General features: G+C 74.8%; 17 protein-coding genes. 13 read left to right on the top strand and 4 right to left on the bottom strand.

Translation table 11 applies throughout. From position 1 onward, the window contains the following. The first annotated feature begins 6 nt into the window (after positions 1-6). Positions 7-483, top strand: a complete 477-nt coding sequence (locus OO48_RS14565) for a rhodanese-like domain-containing protein (RefSeq protein WP_033216065.1) — start codon at positions 7-9, stop codon at positions 481-483. Between the two features lie 59 nt (positions 484-542). Here the strand turns inward: OO48_RS14565 and OO48_RS14560 are convergent, their stop codons facing one another. Next, on the bottom strand, positions 543-1,394 hold the full coding sequence (locus OO48_RS14560) for a LysR family transcriptional regulator (RefSeq protein WP_245194646.1): 852 nt from the start codon (positions 1,392-1,394) through the stop codon (positions 543-545). 136 nt (positions 1,395-1,530) lie between these two features. Here OO48_RS14560 and OO48_RS14555 point away from each other — a divergent pair, with 136 nt between their 5' ends. The 4 genes from OO48_RS14555 (at position 1,531) to infA (ending at position 3,781) form a co-directional block, all read left to right on the top strand. Then, positions 1,531-1,881 carry a DoxX family protein gene (locus tag OO48_RS14555; protein ID WP_033216063.1) on the top strand — a complete coding sequence of 117 codons (351 nt, stop codon included), beginning with the start codon at positions 1,531-1,533 and terminating at the stop codon, positions 1,879-1,881. A gap of 178 nt (positions 1,882-2,059) precedes the next feature. Beyond that, positions 2,060-2,470 carry a DUF6882 domain-containing protein gene (locus OO48_RS39795; RefSeq protein ID WP_342449646.1) on the top strand — a complete coding sequence of 137 codons (411 nt, stop codon included), beginning with the start codon at positions 2,060-2,062 and terminating at the stop codon, positions 2,468-2,470. Between the two features lie 267 nt (positions 2,471-2,737). Beyond that, positions 2,738-3,493, top strand: coding sequence for a GNAT family N-acetyltransferase (locus OO48_RS14545; RefSeq protein ID WP_033216061.1), 756 nt, complete (start codon positions 2,738-2,740; stop codon positions 3,491-3,493). 63 nt (positions 3,494-3,556) lie between these two features. Further along, entirely contained in the window at positions 3,557-3,781 is a 225-nt protein-coding gene (gene infA / locus OO48_RS14540) for a translation initiation factor IF-1 (RefSeq protein ID WP_033216059.1), read from the top strand. Between the two features lie 7 nt (positions 3,782-3,788). Here the strand turns inward: infA and OO48_RS14535 are convergent, their stop codons facing one another. Then, positions 3,789-4,979 (bottom strand): HEAT repeat domain-containing protein, encoded by a 1,191-nt coding sequence (locus OO48_RS14535; protein WP_033216057.1) that lies wholly within the window; start codon positions 4,977-4,979, stop codon positions 3,789-3,791. Positions 4,980-5,182: 203 nt separating this feature from the next. On the opposite strand from OO48_RS14535, the gene OO48_RS14530 reads away from it, so the two are divergent. Continuing rightward, entirely contained in the window at positions 5,183-6,355 is a 1,173-nt protein-coding gene (locus tag OO48_RS14530) for an 8-amino-7-oxononanoate synthase (protein WP_051732137.1), read from the top strand. Positions 6,356-6,397: 42 nt separating this feature from the next. Here the strand turns inward: OO48_RS14530 and OO48_RS14525 are convergent, their stop codons facing one another. Next, positions 6,398-7,915: an alkaline phosphatase family protein gene (locus OO48_RS14525; RefSeq protein ID WP_051732127.1), complete on the bottom strand. Its 1,518-nt coding sequence runs from the start codon at positions 7,913-7,915 to the stop codon at positions 6,398-6,400. A gap of 206 nt (positions 7,916-8,121) precedes the next feature. Here OO48_RS14525 and OO48_RS14520 point away from each other — a divergent pair, with 206 nt between their 5' ends. Beyond that, entirely contained in the window at positions 8,122-8,889 is a 768-nt protein-coding gene (locus tag OO48_RS14520) for a GntR family transcriptional regulator (RefSeq protein WP_033216055.1), read from the top strand. 31 nt (positions 8,890-8,920) lie between these two features. Here OO48_RS14520 and OO48_RS14515 read toward each other — a convergent pair whose 3' ends face one another. Then, complete coding sequence (locus tag OO48_RS14515) at positions 8,921-9,736, bottom strand: SAM-dependent methyltransferase (RefSeq protein WP_033216053.1); 816 nt, start codon at positions 9,734-9,736, stop codon at positions 8,921-8,923. A gap of 312 nt (positions 9,737-10,048) precedes the next feature. Between OO48_RS14515 and OO48_RS14510 the strand changes: the two genes are divergently transcribed. The 6 genes from OO48_RS14510 to OO48_RS14485 all read left to right on the top strand — a co-directional run bounded on the left by OO48_RS14510 (position 10,049) and on the right by OO48_RS14485 (position 20,155). Then, positions 10,049-10,606, top strand: a complete 558-nt coding sequence (locus tag OO48_RS14510) for an RNA polymerase sigma factor (RefSeq protein WP_033216051.1) — start codon at positions 10,049-10,051, stop codon at positions 10,604-10,606. Positions 10,607-10,712: 106 nt separating this feature from the next. Further along, positions 10,713-11,387, top strand: a complete 675-nt coding sequence (locus OO48_RS14505) for a hypothetical protein (RefSeq protein WP_209439482.1) — start codon at positions 10,713-10,715, stop codon at positions 11,385-11,387. Positions 11,388-12,358: 971 nt separating this feature from the next. Next, positions 12,359-13,744, top strand: a complete 1,386-nt coding sequence (locus tag OO48_RS14500) for a sulfatase family protein (RefSeq protein ID WP_245194644.1) — start codon at positions 12,359-12,361, stop codon at positions 13,742-13,744. A 117-nt stretch (positions 13,745-13,861) separates the two neighbouring features. Beyond that, complete coding sequence (locus OO48_RS14495; protein WP_033216047.1) at positions 13,862-14,851, top strand: formylglycine-generating enzyme family protein; 990 nt, start codon at positions 13,862-13,864, stop codon at positions 14,849-14,851. A gap of 265 nt (positions 14,852-15,116) precedes the next feature. Continuing rightward, a complete protein-coding gene (locus OO48_RS14490) occupies positions 15,117-17,267 on the top strand; it encodes a M4 family metallopeptidase (RefSeq protein WP_033216043.1) in 2,151 nt (716 codons plus the stop codon). Between the two features lie 122 nt (positions 17,268-17,389). Next, a complete protein-coding gene (locus OO48_RS14485; RefSeq protein ID WP_033216041.1) occupies positions 17,390-20,155 on the top strand; it encodes a helix-turn-helix transcriptional regulator in 2,766 nt (921 codons plus the stop codon). Positions 20,156-20,182: the final 27 nt, after the last annotated feature.

Here is a 20,182-nt window from a genome sequence, read left to right as displayed (position 1 = left end):
ACCCCCATGTCCGCCACCGCCGTCACCAGCGCCGTCCTGAACGTCCCCGCCGCCGCCCCGGCCGAGGCCGCGGCCCACTACGCGGCCCGGCTCGCCTTCGAGGCGGACGTCTCCGACGTCCACGCCGACCTGGCCTCCGGCGTGCCCGGCATCGTGGTGGTCGACACCCGCAGCGAGGCCGCCTGGGACCAGGGCCGCATCCCCGGCGCCGTCCACCTGCCCACCGCGCGGATCGCCGAGCTGGCGCCGGGGACGATCGACCCGTTCCTGACCGTGGTCACCTACTGCTGGGGCCCCGGTTGCAACGGCGCCACCCGCGCCGCGCTGGCCTTCGCCCGGCTCGGCTACCGCGTCAAGGAGATGCTCGGCGGCTTCGAGTACTGGGCCCGCGAGGGCTTCGCGTACGACACCGCCGCCGGCAGCGAGCAGCGCCCGGTCGACGACCTGACCGCCCCGCGCTCGGGCATCTCCTGCGCCTGCTGAACTCCCGGTACGCAGGCGTTCAGGCGCCCGGGCGCCCGGATGCTCAGGCGCCCGGACACTCAGGCGCGGTACCCAACCGTCGCCGTCTCGACGAAGGCGCGGACCAGCGGGTCGTTGCGGTCCGCGTCCCACGCCACCACCACCCGGCTCGGCTCCAGGTCGACCAGCGGCACCACCGCCAGCTCGGCGGGCAGCTCGTGCCCGAGCGGCGCCAGGCCCACCGTGCCGTTCCACAGGACGGACTGCAGGCACTCCTGGACGCCCCGCACCACCGGCCCCTCGCGCGGGGCGCCGCCGTGCCAGTACGCCTGCCAGAGCGGATCCGTGCCCGGCGGGAACCTGAACCAGCGCCGGTCGGCCAGCTCGGCCAGCCACAGCCGCTCGTGGCGGGCCAGCGGGTCGTCCGCGCGCACCACCGCGCCCACCGGATCGGCCCGCAGCGTGCGCACCGCCAGCCCGGCCCCGTCGAACGGCGCCCGGGTGAGCGCGACGTCCACCAGCCCGGCGCGCAGCCCGCAGGTCGGGTCGGTCAGGTCGGTCTCCCGCACCCGGACGTCGACGTCCGGACGGCTGCGGCGGAAGGCGGCCGCCGACCGGAACACGCCCGGGTCGGTGCCGTCGCCCAGGATGCCGACGGTGATGCCCGCGCTCCCGGCCGCCGCGCCCACCCGCAGCCGGGCCCGCTCGGCCCCGGCGAGCAGCGCCCGCGCCTCCTCCAGCAGCACCGCGCCCGCCGGGGTGAGCGCGACCCCGGCCGGCGAGCGGACCAGCAGCGCGGCCCCGAGGTCGGCCTCCAGCTGCCGGACCGCCCGGCTCAGCGGCGGCTGGCTGATGTGCAGGCGGCGGGCGGCCCGGCCGAAGTGCAGCTCCTCGGCGACCGCCACGAAGTACCGCAGTGTCCGTAGCTCCACGCTGCGACGATACCCATCCGGTACCGGCGGCCCGGAACGGGTCTTGGACAGCCGCCCGGCCCCGGCGGTGGACTCGTCGGGGCGCGGCCGACCGGGCCCGCGCCACCGACGCCCACGCACGGGAACCACGGGAGCCATGAGAATCGCCTACTGGATCGTCGCCGGACCGCTCGCCCTCTTCTACCTCTACGCGGGCGCGCTGAAAGCACTGCGCAGCCCCGACCGGCTCCGCCCGATGATGGCCTGGGTCGACCGCGTCCCGCTGCCCGCCCTGCGCGCCCTGGGCGGCCTCGAACTGCTCGGCGCCGCCGGCCTGCTCCTGCCCACCGCCCTCGTCGCCTGGCCCGCCCCGGCCGCGGCGACCGGCCTCCTGCTGCTGCAGGTCGGCGCCGTCCCGGTGCACCTGACCGGCGGGGACCGCCGCATCGGCCTCAACCTCGCGCTGCTCACCGCCGCGGCCGCGGCCCTGTGGCTGTCCCTCGCCTGACGCTCGTCCGGCCGGGGCGCCCGGGGCCGCCGCCGGGTGCGGCGCGGGGGAGCGGGAGACCACGCCGCATGCGGATCGACGTGGCGGAAGGACCGGACGAGGGCACCGAGGAGGAGTTGGGGGCGCTGGCGGCGGAGGGGCACGAGCAGATCGAGCGGCTCGCCGGGGCGCACGCGCGGTGGGGGCTGGGGACGGCCGACCGGTGGGGGCTGGACCAGCGGACCGGGCTGATCACCCGGACGTTCCGGACCGGACGGCCGTCGCGCCCGCGCAGATCCTGGCGAGCTGGAGCCCGCGCGGGGAGAGCTGGATGTGGTCCTGGGCCGACGAGAGCATCCTGCCCGAGCTGAGCCGGGACGCCCGCGCCGTCCGCGACCGGGCCGAGGCCAGGGGCTACGGGGCGCTCGCCGCCCCGGCGCTCGGGGCCGACGTCGAGACCGCCTCCGCACTGGCCGCGATCGCCGTCCGGGTCACCCGGGCCACCGGGTTCTACCGGGGCCCGGGCGCCCGCTCGGACGCGATCATCACCTTCGGCCCCGTCACCCTCACCCGGGCGGACGGCTCCACCCGCACCGTCGAGGTCGGGTGAGATCCCGGTCGGGTGAGACCCCGGCCGGACGGGACCGGGCCGGGCGGGACCGGGCCGGGCGGGGAGCGGGCCGGAAACAAATGAGTTGGCCGGACGGCGGCGGGTTGCTACTGTTCGGAGCGCCGTGACCGGAAGCGAGGAGGTGAGTTCCCGATGAGAGCTGGATCGAGGCGGGTGCTCCCCCCTTCCCCCACGGTGTAACGACTGACACAGGTGTCGTCGGGAGCGCCCGCGTGAGAACGCAAGCACTCCTGAGAGGCGAAAGCCATGAACACCGTGCAGATCACCCGGGTCGACGAGACCCAGTGGAAGGCCCTCGCCGACGACGTGGTCGTCGGCCACGGCGATGTCTTCGCGCGCCCCGACGGCCGACGGTTCGTCAGCATCGACGTGTGGGACGACGCCGCCTTCGAACCGCTGGCCACCGCGATGCTCGCCGCCCTGCCCGCCCCGCTCCGCACCCTGCTCGCGGGGGACGACACCGGTGCCCTCTCCCGCTGGGAGCGGGCCGGGTTTGTCCTCGAGCGGCAGGAATGGGAATATCTCCTGTCCACTGACGTTGTTATCCCCAGCCCCACCCCGGGCGTCACCGTCCTGCCCGCCGGAACGGCCGACGAGTCCGAACTCCGACTGCTGGACCGGGAGATCCGCGCCGAGGTCGCGGCCGGCCCCGGCTGGCACACCATGCCCGCCGAGGTTCGACCCGGTCCGCCGGGGGACACTCTGATCGACCCGTCCCTGTACGCCGTCGCTGTCCACGAAGGCCGGTACGCGGGCCTGGTCCGGGTGGTCCGCCCCCGGGGCCGGGGCCCCGCCCGGATCGGGCTGCTCGCGGTCCGTGCCGCCCACCAGCGGTGCGGCCTCGGCCGCTCCCTGCTCGCCCACGCCCTGCACGCCCTGCACGAAACCGGTACCACCACCGCCCGTACCGAGGTCGACCAGTCCCGCACCGCCGCCGTCACCCTCCTGGAGGGCTTCGGCGCCGAACGGACGGGTCACCTCCTGCACCTGGTCCACCCCTGACGGACACTCCTGTCAGAGACTCCTGACAGACACCCAGTTTTCCCACCAGAGAATCGAGATCCCTTGCCCCGCGTATCAAAAGGCCTGGAACTGGAAGGCACCGTCCTCGAGTGCCTGCGCAACGCCACCTTCAAGGTGGAACTGCAGAACGGCCACCACGTGCTCGCCCACATCAGCGGAAAGATCCGCAAGAACTACATCAAGATCCTTCCGTTCGACCGCGTCCTGGTCGAGCTCAGCCCGTACGACCTGACCAGGGGTCGCATCATGTACCGCTACCGCAACTGACCAGGCGTCACCCCCGAGGCGCCGGCGCCTCGGCGCAGGTCCCCACCAGGTGGGCGATCTCCTGGGCCTGCCAGGCGCCGTAGCCGTGCCGGCCGGTGAAACCCCGCCGGATCCCCTCGAACACGGCCCGGCCGCGCGGATCGCCGTACAGCGCCAGCGCGCCCGCGGCCTTGACCCGCACCAGCGTGTCGGAGTCGTCCAGCAGACCGGTGAGCACCGCGCGGACCTCGGGCGTGTCCAGGCCCGCGCGGTGCCGCGCGCGGTACAGCGCGTCGGCGACGGCGATCCGGGCCTCCGGCCGCGGGTCGGCGGCGCGGGCCAGGACGAACGCGAGGACGTCCGGGCCCGCGCCGCCGCCGTGCTGCGCGACGGCCCGCAGCGGCGTTCCGGCGGCCGCCCGGCGGACCTCCGGGTCCGGGTGGCCGGTGTACCGCAGCGCGGTCCGGCAGTCGTCCCAGCCGTGTGCGTCCAGTGCGTGCAGGAGCACGCGCAGGGCGTACGGATCGTCCTCGGTGTCCAGCAGCGGGCGCAGGAAGGCGACGGCGTCCGCCGAGAAGCCGGGGGCGTCGTCGTCCGCGAGGACGTTCAGGCCGGGGTGCAGGTGCCGCAGCGCGTCGAGGGCGAAGCGGCGCTGTTCCACCGACCGGGCGTCGGACACCCGCGCGCACGCCCAGTCGAACAGCGCGCGGTCGCTCCGGAGGGCCAGGGCGAACAGCGACTCCTCCCAGTCCCCGCTGCCCGGTGCGGCGTGCACCAGGGCGCGGGCCATCAGCACCTCGGGTTCGCGGTGCACGCCGAGCGCGTGCTCCACCGCCGTCACCACGCCGCGCCAGGACACCGGAGCGCCGGGGTCGGCGGCGATCGCGGCCTCGGCGGTCCGCAGCGCGCGGCGGTGCGGAGAACCGAGCGCCGCCCGGTCCCCGCGCCCCTCCAGCAGGCACCCGAGGAGCTCCGCCAGACCCTGCCGCGCCGCCCAGTCGACCGGGTCGACGCCGTCCGCCCACGGGAGGGAGGCGTCCACGCCCCGGTTGCCGACCAGCTCCCACGCCGCCCTCGTCCAGCCGGCCCGGGCGACGGCCTCCAGCAGGAGCGTCCCGGTCGGGCCGGACAGCTCCGCGTCGGGCACCTCGCCGAGCAGGACGAGGAACGGGTACTCGTCGCCGCGCGCGATCGCGGCCGTCAGCGGGGAGGTGTCCACCGGGCGAGTGTGGCGCCCCGCCCCGGTCCGGGCGAGCGGTTTTCGAGCGGTGTCAGGGCGGTGTCAGGGCGGTGCCGGGACGGTTCCCGAGCGGCTCCAGGACGCCTCCCGGGCAGGAGGGGCCGGAGCGGGGAGTGTGGGACGCCGCACATCGGGGCGGAGCGCGTTGCCCCGGCCTCGCGGAGGGTGACAGAGTGCCGGGCATGGCGGGAGACGCGCAGGTCAGGGAAGAGGCCACGGCACCGGACCGGGTGTTCGACTGGCTGGACGAGGCCGCGGCCGTCCGCGAGGAGGCCGGGCTGACCAGGCGGCTGCGCAGCCGCCCGGCCGACGACCCGGTGCTGGACCTGGCCTCCAACGACTACCTGGGGCTGACCCGCCACCCGGCGGTGACCGCCGCCGCGGCCGAGGCCGCGCTCCGCTGGGGCGGCGGCGCGACCGGCTCCCGGCTGGTCACCGGCACCACCGAGGCGCACACCGCGCTGGAGCGCGAACTCGCCGAGTTCTGCGGCTACCAGGCCGCCCTGGTGTTCTCCTCCGGCTACACCGCCAACCTCGCCGTGCTCACCGCGCTCGCCGGGCCGGACACCCTGATCGTCTCCGACGCCCACAACCACGCCTCACTGATCGACGGTTGCCGCCTGGCCAGGGGCCGGGTCACCCGCGCCGCGCACTGCGACCCCGCGTCGGTGCGCGAGGCCCTCGCCGGCCGCGCCGAACCGCGCGCCCTGGTGGTCACCGACTCGGTGTTCTCGGTCGACGGCAACGCCGCCCCGCTCGCCGCGCACCTCGCCGCCGCCCGGCGGCACGGCGCCGCGCTGGTCATCGACGACGCGCACGGCCTGGGCGTGCTCGGCCCCGGCGGCGCGGGCGCCGGAGCCGCCGCCGGCATCGCCGGACAGCCCGACGTGGTCGCCACCGCGACGCTCTCCAAGTCCCTCGGCTCCCAGGGCGGCGTCGTCCTCGGCCCCGAGCGGGTGATCCGCCACCTGGTCTCGGCCGCGCGCACCTTCATCTTCGACACCGGCCTCGCCCCCGCCGCCGTCGGTGCCGCCCTCGCCGCGCTGCGCCTGCTGCGCGCCGAACCCGGCCGGGCCGCCGACGCCCTGCGGGTGGCCCGCGAACTCGCCGACCGGCTCGGCGAGTCCGGCCTGGACGCCTCCGCCCCCGACGGCGCCGTGGTCTCCGTCCGCGCCGACGACCCCGAGCACGCCGTGCGCTGGGCCGCCGCCTGCCGGGACGAGGGCCTGGCCGTCGGCTGCTTCCGGCCCCCGTCCGTCCCCGACGGCGTCCCGCGCCTGCGGCTGACCGCCCGCGCCGACCTGACGGACGAGCAGATCGCCTTCGCGGTCGGCGTGGTGCTCAAGACCCGCTGAGCGGGCGGGCCGCCGGAACCGGCCCGCCCGCAGGGGGCGCGGTCAGTTGAAGACGACCTGGTCGACCGTCCAGAACGCCGAGTTGGTGCCCGTGTAGCGGAACTGGAACCTGGCCGTCGACGCCCCCGCCGGGACGGCGACGTCCAGGTGCTCGACCGTGTTCAGGTCGGCCCGGTAGGACTTCACCGGCTGCGCGGCGCCGCCGTCGAAGGACACGTACACGTCGCCGGTCTGCGGGCCGTCCACCTCGTAGTCGGTGGCGAAGGACAGCGTGCCGCGGGTGCGGCCCGCCACCGGGTAGGCCGGGCTGACCAGCGTCGAGTCGAACTGGCCGGTGCCGTGCGACTTGTCGTCCCACTCGTCGGAGTCCGCGACCGCGAACACGTCGCGCGCCCGGACGTTGGTCTCCCGGCTCTGGCCCGGCTGCGCCGCCGTCCAGAACTCGTCGGTGGCGAACGCCCAGCCGCGCCACTCGGTGACGCCGCCGGAGGGCATCCGCGAGTTGTCGATGCTCCAGCCGGCCGGCGGGGTGTGGGTGAAGCCCTTGACCGCCGAGCCGATGCCGGTCTCGTCGACCCGGGTCCGCAGGCTCGGCCGCAGCGCGTCGAACCCGTCCGGCACGATCTCGTCCACCGGCCTGCCGTCCAGGCCCCAGGCCGGGTCGACCGGCGCGCCCTGGTGCTTGAGCACGGTCGGCGCGATGTCCACCGGCTTGACGTCGTAGCGGTGCGCCCCGGCGGGGTAGCCCCGGCCGTTCAGGACCATCCAGGTCTGGCGCTCGTTGGCGGTGTTGCCGCCGTGGCCGCCCGCGTCGGTGTGGCCGTGGTCGGTGGTGACCACCACCATCCAGTCCTCGGCGGCGTACGTGGCGCGGGTCTCGAGCGCGGCCAGCACCTGCCCGACCAGGCCGTCCGCGCCGTGGATCGCGGCCAGGTACTGGCTGGACGCGCCGCCGTACGAGTGCCCGGCCTCGTCCACCTCGTCGAAGTGCAGGAACACCGAGTCCGGGTTGCCGTGCGCCAGGTAGTCGGCGGCGTCGGAGGCGGTCTTCGCGTCGTTCTCGCTCTCCGGGATCCGCAGGTCGGCGGTGCCGTTGAAGACGTTGGCGGTGATCGGGTTCCAGGAGCCGATCACCAGCGTCGATTCGGCCCGGTCGGCCGCCTCCAGCCGGCTCGCGTAGTCCGGGTACAGGTCGAAGCGCGAACCGGTGAAGTTGTTGTCCAGCACCCTGTGCTTGTCCGGCCACACGCCGGTGGCGATGGTCGACCAGCCCGGGCCGGAGAGCGTCGGCGCCAACGGGTCGGCGTACAGGTCGGAGGTCGCCGTGGTGCCGGAGGCGATCAGCGACTTCAGGTTCGGCGCGTCCGCCGCGAGCAGCTTGTCGTACCGGGTGCCGTCGATGCCGATCACCAGCGTCTTGGCCTGCTTGCTGCCGTTCGGCAGACCGTTGTACGCGCCGGTGGCGGCCGAGGCGGACGAGGTGCCCAGCGGCACCAGCGCGGCCGCGACGACGGCCGCGGCGGAGAGGGAAAGGGCTTTGGCGGAACGGGAGTTGCGCACGGGGGCTCCCAACGGGAAAGCGAAACGGTGCGGTTGCACCGGCAACCGAGGATGGGCCGGGCGGACGAGCGCGAGCCCGCAGCCAGTCCACGCTTGTATGAACAAGTGTCAAAATCCAGTCCAGACACGTTATCCGTCCGTGATGTTCCGTCGGTGCTCGACCGGAACGGGAGGAGGGGCGGACGGGCGCTCGATACCCTGGGTCGGTGGACCACCGCACCCCCCGCACACCCCCCGCCCCCGCCCGGTCCGGCGTCCCCGAGCACGGGCGGGTGCCCAAGTACTACCTGGTCAAGGCCGAGATCCAGGAACTGATCGGCGAGTTGGCGCCGGGCGGGCGGCTCCCCACCGAAGCCGACCTGGCCGAGCGGTACGGCGTCGCCCGGGCCACCGTCCGCCAGGCCCTGCGCGACCTGCTGGTCGAAGGACGGCTGCGCCGCCAGGGGCGCGGGACGGTGGTGGCCGGCGCCAAGATCGAACAGCCGCTGTCGCCGGCCAGCTACACCGAGGGCGTCACCCGCCAGGGCCTGCGCCCCGGCCGCACCCTGATCGCCCTGGACCGGCAGCCCGCCGACCCCGTGCTGGCCGACCGCCTCGCCGTCCCGCCCGGCGAACCGCTCTGGCACCTCGAACGGGTGCTGCGCGCCGACGAGGAACGCGTCGGCCTGGAGTCCACCTACCTGCCGGTGACCCGCGCCCCGGAACTGGCGGACGGGTTCGACCCGGCCGGCTCGCTCTACGGCTACCTGCGCGGACGCGGCGTCCACCTCGCCGGAGCCGAGGAGCGGATCGAAACGGTGCTCGCCACCCCGCGCGAGGCCCTGCTGATCGGCACCCCGCCCGCCCTGCCGATGCTGCTGCTGCACCGCCGCAGCCGGGACGCCGACGGCCGCCCGCTGGAACTCGTCCGCACCCTCTACCGGGGCGACAGGTTCAGCTTCACCCTCGACCTGACCGCACCCACCACCGACTGACCCGGCCCGGCCGGCCGCCGCGCCGGGGGTGTCAGGGACGGATGGCGACGGCGCCGTAGCAGGAGGCGCCGGCGTCGGTGATGTGCTCGGTGTCGTCCTCGGGGGAGGGGTTCCAGCGGGGGGTGGCGACGATGCCCGGGTCGAGGACGTCCCAACCGGTGAAGAAGCGGCCGAACTCCTCGCTGGTGCAGGCCGCGACGGGGGTGCCGGCGGCGGTGTAGACCTGGATCAGCCGGGCGGTCTCGTCGGGGGCGAAGTCCGGGGTGAGGTGGCTCATCACCAGGGCGGATCCGCTGGGCAGCCGGGCCTTGAGCCCTTCGGTGATCCGGTGGGCCTCGTCCGGGACGAAGTGCAGCAGCGCGTTCATGCTGAGCGCGATCGGCCGGTCGAAGTCGAGGGTGCGGGCGGCGGCCTCCAGCAGGGCCTCGGGCTCGCGCACGTCGGCCTGGACGTAGGCGGTGACGCCCTGTTCGGTGCCGCGCAGCAGGGCCTGGGCGTGCAGCAGCACGATCGGGTCGTTGTCGGCGTAGACCACCGCGGCGTCGGGTGCGACCCGCTGGGCGACCTCGTGCAGGTTCGGGGAGGTGGGGATGCCGGTGCCGATGTCGAGGAACTGCCGGATGCCGGCCTCGGCGAGCCGACGGGTGGTGCGGCGCATGAAGGCGCGGTTGGCGCGGGCGGCGGAGCGGGCGTACGGGAAGACGGCCAGGGCGCGGCCGGCGGCCTCCCGGTCGGCGGGGAAGTTGGTGGTGCCGCCCAGGTAGAAGTCGTACATGCGGGCCGAGTGCGCCAGGTGGATGTCGAGGCTGACCTCGACCTCGTCGGTCCGCTCGCGTGCGTCTGCCATGGGCTCCCCCTGATCGTCCGTCACTGCGCCCACTATGCCCACACGGGTGAACGGACAATCAAGGGTGCGGACTTCACCCGGTGGGGTACCACGACGAACCGATCGGAAGTGATCAACCGACGGTCGGAACCGGTCGGGGCGCCAGATAGGCAGCTTTTCGGCTGGAACGACTTATGTCTGATCTTGAAACCTCTTGGGCCGGATTACCATCTCGGTACCTGATTCGCCTTAATGTTCCTCCAGGGGAAGCGAGTTCCCGCAGTGGCGCGCTGCCGGCAGGCGGTCCGGTGGCGCCGGGGAGGAGTCGGGCGCGTGAACGAAAGTGACTGGGCGGTGGGGGACCGGCACCGTCTGACGTTCGACGCGTTCTGCGACACCCACCACAGGACGTGGTCCGGCTTCGCCGGCACCCGCCTGCGCGACAGCGACGCGCGCGAGGCCGTGGAGACCGCCAAGGGCCGGGTGTGGCAGGAGTGGCCGTGGATCCTGCGCGAGCAGTTCCCGGCGTTCCAGGCCTGGACGATCCTCAAGGAGGAGGTCGGCGCGGCCCTGCTGCGCCGGATGATGGACGGCCAACCGCCGCCCTCCCCGGGGTTCGTCCCGCTCTGGGTCCACGCGGTGCGGGCCGCCGCCGAGCGGGCGCACCACCTGCCGGAGGCCGACGGCAGCCACGAGCGGCTGTACGCTGCGCTGTGCGGACTGTCCGAACGGCGCCACGACGTGGTCGTGCTCCGCTACCTGCTCGGCCTGACGGACGCCCAGATCGCCGACTGCCTGGCCACCACCGAGGCCAACGTGCGCTCCACCGCGGGCCAGGCCCTCGACCGCCTGGCCACCGCCCTCGGCGCCCGCGGCGAGCGGCAGCGGTGAACCGGCGGCACGTCCCGGACGGGCGGTACGGGCCGAGCGGGCGACGGCCGGGAAGAAGAAGAGGAAGAGGGCGAAGAGGCGGAGCACCGATGAGCGGGCAGCACGGATGACCAGGGGAACACCGACGAGCGCCGGACACGACGGCCTGCACTCGCCCGTCCGGGCGCCCCGACCGCGCCCCGACGACACCGGCGTGTCCTGGGACCGGCTGCTGACCGCGCCGCGCCCCTTCCCCTCCGAGCACCTGCAGGCCGCCCACGAACTCGACCTCGCCACCACCCTGGTCCTCGCGATGCCGACCGCCGCCGCCTCGCTCGACCTGCTCGTCAACGACCGGCGGATCCACCCCGAGGGGGCACTCGTCCTGGGCGCCCTGCTGCACGCGGCCCACCACCGCGACGGCGCCCAGTTCTGGTGGCAGTTCGCGGCCGGCGGCGGCTCGTACACCGCCGCGTCCTGCCTGAGCCTGCTGCACCGCAGCCTCGGCGAGTTCCTGGACGCCGAGGTCTGGCGCCGCCAGGCCGAGACGCTGGCCACCGGCCCCCGCCCCCCGCGGCCGGTGCTGGGCTGCCGCGACGCGCTGCTCCCGTCCGCGGTGCTCGCCGAGATCCTCGCACTGTGCCACGAGGGGTTGGACGTGAAGCTCCCGCCCCGGCTGGCCGCGGTGATCCACCAGCTCCCGGTCGACTGCGACGACCCCGAGTACGGCGAACTCCCGCAGGTGAGCAGCACCCTGGTCCGTGACCTGGCCGGCCGGGGCCGAGACCTGGCCGGCCGGTAGGGCCGGGCGCCACGACCGACCGGACCGGGGCGCGCGAACGGGTTCCGGCGCCCGCCGCCGGGCCGGGCGGCGACGAGGTGTTCGGGGCGAGGGTGCACGGCTTCGCGCTCGACGCCCCGCTGACCGCCGCCGAGGTCGCCGACCTCCGGTCGCGGCTGGACGTCGACCTGTCCGAGGACTACCGCTCGTTCCTGCCGCACGTCGGAGCCGGCGGGGCCGCTCCGGCCCACGGCCTCCTCCCGGTGCGGCGCGGAGGTTCCACCGGCCGGTACTGGGCGGGCGGACTCCTCGAACCCGTCGGGCCGGGCGTGTTCGCCGAGCCGTTCCCGGGCGGGGCGGATCCGGCGGCCACGGTGGCGATCCCGGCCGGACGGCCGTCGGCGGAGGATTTCGACCGCCTCGCCGATCTCGACGCGGCCCTCGACGCGTGGGAGGAACGCCTGGTCGAGGTGGAGTGCGACCGCACCGCACAGCCGGGGCGCTCGGCCTGTGCGACGAGGGCTGCAGGTCGCCGGTGCTGCTGGTGGTCGTTGGCACCTCGGGTGGCTCGCCGTCGCGGAGGCCGCCTGCGGCCCGGGCCGCAGGCCACAGGACCGGACCGGGCCCGCGGAATCGGTCGTCCAGGAGGCCCGGGCCGCCGTGCGGGACCGGGTTTCGTCGCGCGGCGCCGGGACGGATGCGGGGGCGGGCTCCGGGGCGGAGGTTCCGCAAGAGGCACGGCGACGGGCGAAACATTGCAACGGGCCCGTGAAAAGCGTGCGTTGTCTGTCCGCGGTCGATTGCGGGCCGCTCCGGCGCGCCCGTAGGTTCACCGTCAGCGCGCCGCGCACGATCCGCCCGGCCGGGGACGCCCGCCGACTCGCACCGCCTGCCGCCACCCCTCCAGTGGACTCCAGCGCATCCAGCGACTTCAGCGAAAGGGCCTGCACGCCATGAGTCGGAACCCCGAACCTCCCCGTGACGAAGCCAAGTTGGGCCGTCGCGGCTTCCTGGCCGGCGCCGCTTCGGTGGCCGCCGCGACCGCGCTGCCGCTGGCCCTCGGGGCCCGCAGCGCCGCCGCCGCGGCCGGCGCCCGGCCCAACATCCTGGTGATCCTCACCGACGACCAGCCCAAGCAGACCGAGTGGGCCACCCCCAAGACGGTGGACTGGCTGGTCGGGCACGGCGTGCGGTTCACCTCCGGGCACGTCACCACGCCGCTGTGCGCGCCGTCCCGCTCGTCGATCTTCAGCGGGCAGTACGCGCACCACCACGGCGTCCGCGACAACGGGCACCCGTACAACCTCGACCAGCACGACACGATCCAGCGGGCGCTGCGCCAGGCCGGATACCGCACCGGCCTGTTCGGCAAGTACCTGAACGCCTGGCAGCCGGCCGACAACCCGCCGCACTTCGAGGAGTGGCTGCTGTCCGCACCGGTGGTCTACAGCGACGGCCAGTACAACGACAACGGCACCGTGCGCACCATCCCCGGCTACTCGACCTCGGTGATCCGCGACCACGCGCTGGCCTTCCTCGACAAGGCCGCCACCGACCCGCGCCCCTGGTTCGCGTTCGTCGCCCCGAAGGCCTCGCACGAGCCCAACACGCCCGAGCCCAAGTACGCCGACACCACCGTTCCGGCCTGGAACGGCCGCCCCTCCGTCGACGAGGCCGACCGCAGCGACAAGCCGCAGTGGATCCAGGACGCCACCGCCACCCTCGCCACCGCCCGGCAGCTGCGGGCCCGCCAACTGCGCACCCTGCTCTCGGTGGACGACGCCGTGCAGGCGCTGCACGACAAGCTGGCCGCGCTCGGGCAGCTGAACAACACGCTGGTGATCTACCTCGGCGACAACGGCTACACCTGGGCCGACCACGGCTGGTCGAAGAAGTCGGTGCCCTACCTGCCCTCCGTCGAGGTGCCGTTCTACCTCTCCTGGCCGGCCGGCGGACTCGGCGCGGGCAGCCCCGTCGACCACCGGATCGTGGCCAACATCGACCTCGCCCCGACCATCCTGGAGGCCGCCGGGATCACCCCCGACTGGGCGCTCGACGGGCACTCGCTGCTCGGCACGCACAGCCGCGACCACCTGCTGGTCGAGTACTGGGAGCAGGGCGTCCACCAGGCCGGGCGGCCGCACACCTGGTCCTCGTACCTGTCGAAGACCGAGCAGTACACCGAGTACTACAAGCTGCACACCGACGCGGACGGCCTGCCCGTCGGCACCGGCGAGGTCGCCTTCCGCGAGTACTACGACCTGGACGCCGACCCGTACCAGCTGGTCAACAAGCTGTACCAGGCCACGCCCGCGCAGGAGCAGGCGCTCGGCGTCCCGGCCCTCGCGGCCGCCCTCGCCGCCGAGCGCACGGCCTGACCGCCACCGCCCGGCGCGTTCCCCGCGAAGCCCGGCCGGTCGCCTCCCGGTGGCCGGCCGGACCCACCCGCACCCACCCGCACCCGCGCCCGCACCACCCGAACCGAAGAGGCCGCCATGCTCTCCTGCTGCACCCCCGGGCACGAGCCCGCCGACCTCGGCCTGCCCGCCCCGTCGCCGCTGCCCGCCCTGACCCTGCAAGCCGCGCCCGCCGCACCTGCCGCGCCCGCCGCCCCGTCGCCCGCCGCGCTGCGGGCCACCCGGGGGCTGCTGGAGCTGCCCGGCGGGGTGTTCCTGATGGGCGGGCAGGACCCGGACGGGATCCCGGGCGACGGGGAGGGGCCCGTCCGCGAGGTGCGGCTCGCACCGTTCGCGATCGCCGCGACCACCGTCACCAACGCCGAGTTCGCGTCCTTCGTCCGGGAGACCGGACACGTCACCGACGCCGAGCGCTTCGGCTCCAGCTTCGTCTTCGAGGGCTTCCTCACCGACCGGCTGCGGGCCGCCTCTCCCCGGGTCGCCGCCACCCCGTGGTGGCGGGCCGTCGAGGGTGCCACCTGGCGCGCGCCCGAGGGGCCCGGCAGCGACTTCGCCGCCCGCCAGCAGCACCCCGTGGTGCACGTCTCCTGGAACGACGCGCGGGCGTACTGCGCCTGGTCCGGCACCCGGCTGCCCACCGAGGCCCAGTGGGAGTACGCGGCGCGCGGCGGCGGCAGCGGCACCCGCTACCCGTGGGGCGACGAACTCGCCCCCGGCGGACGGGAGATGCTCAACATCTGGCAGGGCGACTTCCCGAGCCGCAACACCGGCCGGCACCGCTCCACCGCGCCCGTCCGCTCCTACCGCCCCAACGGGTACGGCCTGTACAACGTGCTGGGGAACGTCTGGGAGTGGTGCGCCGACCACTTCAGCGCCGACCACCACCGCCCCGACACGCCCGCCACCCGCCACGACCCGCTCGGCCCGCCCACCGGCACCGCCCGGGTGATGCGCGGCGGCTCCCACATGTGCCACGCCTCCTACTGCAACCGCTACCGGCTGGCCGCCCGCTCCTCGAACACCCCCGACAGCTCCAGCGGGAACATCGGCTTCCGCGTGGCCCGCTGAACACCCGCCACAGCCGGTCGGCACCCGCCGGCGCCCGACAACGCCCGCCGGTGCCGGGCAACGCCCGCCGAAGGCCCGTCGAGGGTTCCCCGGGAGCGGCCGGGCCGCACCCTTGACCGGCCCTTGCCGGGTCGGCGAGGGCATGTCGCGGGATCGCCCCGCGGTCCTAGCGTCCTGCCGCCGAGCTGAAACCGGCCGCGACACCACACCCCATCGGTGCCGCCGGCCGTCCCCCACCAACCCCGGCTCGGTGGGAGGAAACCCGATGAACCGCAAGACCGCTCTGGCGGCAGCTGTTGCGGCCGCCCTCACCCTGGGCACCGTGGCGGTGGCGAGTTCCCAGTCCCCCGCACTGGCCAGCGGCACCGCCGCGAACGGTGCCGGCTTCCAGGCGATGACCCCGGTGGGTCGCGTCGCGGTCATGGAGCAGGCGGAGAAGGAGGCCAAGGGGCTCGCCAAGAGCCTGGGCCTCGGGCCGGACGAGCGCCTGCTGCCCAAGGACGTGATGGTCGACAACGACGGCTCCCGGCACGTGCGCTACGACCGCACCTACCGCGGCCTGCCGGTGATCGGCGGCGACCTGGTGGTGCACCACGACAAGAACGGCAAGACCACCTCGACGACCTGGGCCCACCAGGGCGCGATCAAGGTGGCGGGCGTGACGCCCAAGCTGTCCGACAAGGACGCCTCGGCCACCGCCGTGCGCAGCGCCAAGCACGTCAAGCAGGCCCGCACCACCAACCTCGACACCAGCCAGCTGGTGGTCTGGGCGGTCGGCAAGGTCCCGGTGCTGGCCTACCGCAACACCGTCACCGGCGCCGGTGACGCGGGCGCCGACTCCCGCGAGGCCGTCCTGGTGGACGCCGCCAGCGGCGCGGTGCTGGACCAGTACGAGGTCAACCAGACCGTCTCCGGCAGCGGCAACGGCGTCAACGTCGGCCAGGTCACCATCGAGACCAGCCAGGGCGGCAGCGGCTACACCCTGACCGACGCGCTGCACGGCTCCACCGTCGTCTACGACTCGTACAACAGCCCGCAGTCGAACCCCGCGCAGAACGCCCGGACGTTCTCCAAGTCGACCAACTCCTGGGGAAACGGCTCCACTTCGAGCCGCGAGAGCGCCGCAGTGGACGCCTCCTACGGTCTGGCGAAGACCTGGGACTACTACAAGAGCACCTTCAACCGCTCCGGCATCCGCAACGACGGCCGCGGCGCCCCGGCGTACGTGCACGTGGACAACCAGTTGCTGAACGCCTTCTACGACGACTCCTGCTTCTGCATGTCCTTCGGCGACGGCTCCTCGCAGAACGGCAACACCCCGCTCACCGCGCTCGACGTGGCCGGCCACGAGATGAGCCACGGCGTCACCGCCGCCACCGCCAACCTCAACTACTCGGGCGAGTCCGGCGGCCTCAACGAGGCCACCAGCGACATCTTCGGCACCATGGTCGAGTTCTACGCCGGCAACAGCACCGACCCCGGCGACTACTACATCGGCGAGAAGCTCCGGATGGGCAACGGCTACCTGCGCCGGATGGACAACCCGGCCGCCGACGGCTCCTCGCTGTCCTGCTACAGCAGCCGGGCCGGCCAGGTCGACGTGCACTACTCCTCCGGCATCGCCAACCACTTCTTCTACCTGGCGGCCGAGGGCACCGGCGCCAAGACCATCGGCGGCCTGTCGCACAACGGCACTCCGTGCAACGGCGACAGCTTCAGCGGCATCGGCAAGGACAAGGCCGCGGCCGTCTGGTACCGGGCGCTGTCCACCTACATGACCTCCACCACCAACTACTCCTCGGCCCGCACCGCCACCCTGCAGGCCGCCGCCGACCTGTACGGCGCCAACTCGCAGGAGCGCTACCTCGTCTCCAAGGCGTGGGCCGCCGTCTCGCTCGGCACCGCGCTGCCCGACCCGGGCGGCAGCCAGTCCCCGTCGCCGTCGCCGACCTCCTCGCCCACCGGCAACCCCAACCCCGGCAACGCGCTGACCAACGGCGACTTCGAGCAGGGCGCCACCGGCTGGACGCAGAGCGCCGACGACATCACCAACTCCAACCAGCAGCAGGCGCACGGCGGTTCCTGGTACGCCTGGATGATGGGCTACGGCTCCGCGGCCAGCGAGACCCTCTCGCAGAACAACGTCGCGGTCCCGTCCGCCGGCAGCCCGAAGCTCACCTTCTGGCTGAAGGTCACCACCCAGGAGACCGGCGCCACCGCCTACGACACGCTCAAGGTCAGCGCCAACGGCCAGACCCTGGCGACGTACTCCAACGCCAACGCCTCCTCCGGCTACGTGCAGAAGACCGTCGACCTGAGCGCCTTCCGCGGCCAGACCGTCAACCTGGCCCTCACCGGGCAGGAGGACGCCTACCTGTCGACGGTCTTCCTGGTCGACGACGTCAGCGTCGGCTGACCGGAGGCCCCGCGCGGGCCCCAATGATCAAGCCTTAAAAGGGACTTAACAGCGGGTCGCGAGGGTGTCGTGTTCATGCGACACCCTCGCGCAGCCGGTGCGGAGGCGGCACACTGACCGCCATGACCGGCTTCCTCCCCGGACCGGCCGGGTCCGCCCCCACCCCGGCGGACCCGACCGAGCCCCCACTCGTCGACCGCGCCCACCTGCTCGCCGACATCCGCGCCGCACTCGCCGCCAGCGGCGGCGTCCTGCTGCACGGGCCGGCCGGCATCGGAAAGACCGCGCTGCTCGACACGCTCGCCAAGGAGGCCGGGCCGGCCGGTCGAACCGTTCTGCGCAGCAGCCCCACCGCCGCCGAGGCGGACCTGCCGCACCTGGCCCTGATCGACCTCCTCGGCGAGGCCCTCCCCGGCCTCGCCGAGGACCTGCCCGACCACCTGCGCCAGGCCCTGGAGTGCGCCCTGCTCCACCGCGCACCCCAACCCGGCACCCCCACCGACCCGTTGGCCGTCCGGGTGGCCGTCCTCGAAGCGCTGCGCCGGCTCGCCCAGCGCGGCCCCGTCCTCGTCCTGCTCGACGACACCCAGTGGCTCGACGAGGCCAGCCGCCAGGTCATCGCCTTCGCCGCCCGCCGGCTCACCGACCGGCAGGTCCGCTTCGCCGTCACCGAACGCACCGAACACGCCGACGCGGCACCCGAGATGGGCGCGCTCTGCCCGCCCGCCGCCCGTGAGATCGCCGTCGGACCGCTCGGCGAACGCGGCACCGGCGCCCTGCTGCGCGAACGGCTCGACCTGCGCCTGAGCGGGCTCACCCTCACCCGCGTCCACACCGTCAGCGGCGGGAACCCCTACTACGCCCTGGAGTTGGGGCGGTCGCTGGCCGCCGGCGGCAGCGAGAGCGCACTCGCCGCCGACCCCGCCCGCCCGCTCGACGTCCCGCACCGGCTGCGCGCGCTGGTCTCCGCCCGGCTCGGCGAACTCCCCGACGCCGCACGGCAGTCGCTCACCGTCCTGGCCGCCGCCCGCAGCGGCACCGGCCTACCCCCCGCCGTCACCGAACCGCTCGCCGCCGCCCGCCGCCACGGCATCGTCCAGCAGACCCCCGCCGGGGCGCCCCAGTTCAGCCACCCTCTGGTCGCCGAAGTGGTCCTGGCCGACGCCACCCCCGACGCCCTGCGCGAGGCCCACCGACTGCTCGCCCACCTCGCCGCCGACCCGGTCGAACAAGTCCGCCACCAAGCCCTCGCCGCCGACGCCCCCGACCCCCGGCTCGCCTCCCGGCTGCACCGCGCCGCCGACACCGCGCTCACCCGCGGCGCCCCCGGCACCGCCGCCGACCTGCTCCGCCTCGCCGCCGACCACACCCCCGACCCCGACACCGCCGGACGCCGCCTGCTCGCCGCCGCCCGCAACGCCGCCGCCGCCGGACTGCCCGACCTCGCCCGCGCCTGCGGCGAACGCCTGGAGGACGCCCCCGCCGCCGACGTCCGCGTCCACGCCCGGATCCTGCTCGCCCGCCTGCTCGGCCCCGACCACCCCGGCGCCGAACCCCTGCTCGCCGCCGCCGCCGAGGACACCGGCGGCCACCCCGCCCTCACCGCCGCCGTCCACCAGGAACGCGCCGTCCGCGCCCTGCACCGCGGCGACCGCGCCGAAGGACTCGCCGAACTCGCCACCGCCGAGAAGCACGCCGACCACGCCGACGACCCCGACCTGCTGGTCGAACTCCTCTCCCAGCGCGCCCCGTTGACCCTGCTCACCGACCCGGCCCTGGGCCTGGCCCAACTCGAACGCGGCTGCCGCCTCGCCGCCGGACGGCCCCCCACCGCCGCCGCCGTGTTCTGCCGCGAAGGGCTCGCCGTCGCCGCCCTGCGCAGCGGCGACCTGCCCCGCGCCGTCGCCGAGGTCGAATCCCTGCGGGCCGAGGTCGAAGCCGCCGGCCGTACCGAGGACCTCGCCAACGTCCTCTACATCTCCGCCTCCGTCTACGAGCGCGCCGGTCGTTGCGCCGAGGCGTACGCCGCCGGCCGCGCCGCCCACGACCTGCGCGAACGCATCGAACCCAGCCCCGGCCCGGCCCGCGTCCTCGGCGGCGCCGCCGAACTCAACGGCGGCACCGCCGACCGCGCCGCCCGCCTCCTCGACTCCGCGATCCGCGCCGCCGAGAGCGACCACGACCGCGAATGGCTCTCCTACGCCCACGGCCTGCGCGGCCGCGTCGAACTCCTGCGCGGCAACCACCCGGCCGCCGCCGAACACCTCACCCGGTGCCAACTCCTGCTCAGACGGATGGAGTTCACCGACCCCTCGCTCTTCCTGGTGGACGCCGACCTGGCCGAGGCGCTCGCCCTCTCCGGCCGCCCCGAGGAAGCCGCCGCCACCCTCGCCGACGCCCGCGACCGCGCCACCCGGCTCGGCCGCGACGTCCTCACCCTCGGCCTGCACCGCGCCGAAGCCCACCTCACCGCCGCCACCGACCCCCGCCGCGCCGCCGACACGCTGCGCGCCCTGATCCCCGACACCCACCCCTACCCGCTCGAACTCGCCCGCGCCCACCTCGCCCTGGGCGCCCTGGAACGCCGCGCCCGCCGCCGCGCCGCCGCCCGCACCGCGCTCCAGGAGGCCCACGCCCGCTACACCGCCGCCGGCTGCCTGCCCTGGCAGCAGCACGCCGCCGCCGCCCTCGCCGCCCTCGACGCCCTCGAAGCCGACCCCACCCCCATGCAGCAGCAGATCCTCGCCCTGATCCGCTCCGGCGCCACCAACCGCGAGATCGCCGCCCGCCTCCACCTCTCCGTCAAGGCCGTCGAGGCCAACCTCACCCGGCTCTACCGCCAGTACGGCGTCCGGGGGCGGGCCGAACTCGCCCGCCACCGGGACTGATCCGCGCCGTCGAGGAGGAGCGCCCAC

Source organism: Kitasatospora phosalacinea (genome assembly GCF_000716545.1).
In the GTDB taxonomy this organism is placed as follows: Bacteria; Actinomycetota; Actinomycetes; order Streptomycetales; family Streptomycetaceae; genus Kitasatospora; species Kitasatospora phosalacinea.
The sequence above is the reverse complement of the archived record's forward strand: the minus strand, read 5'-3'. Positions and strand labels throughout refer to the sequence as shown.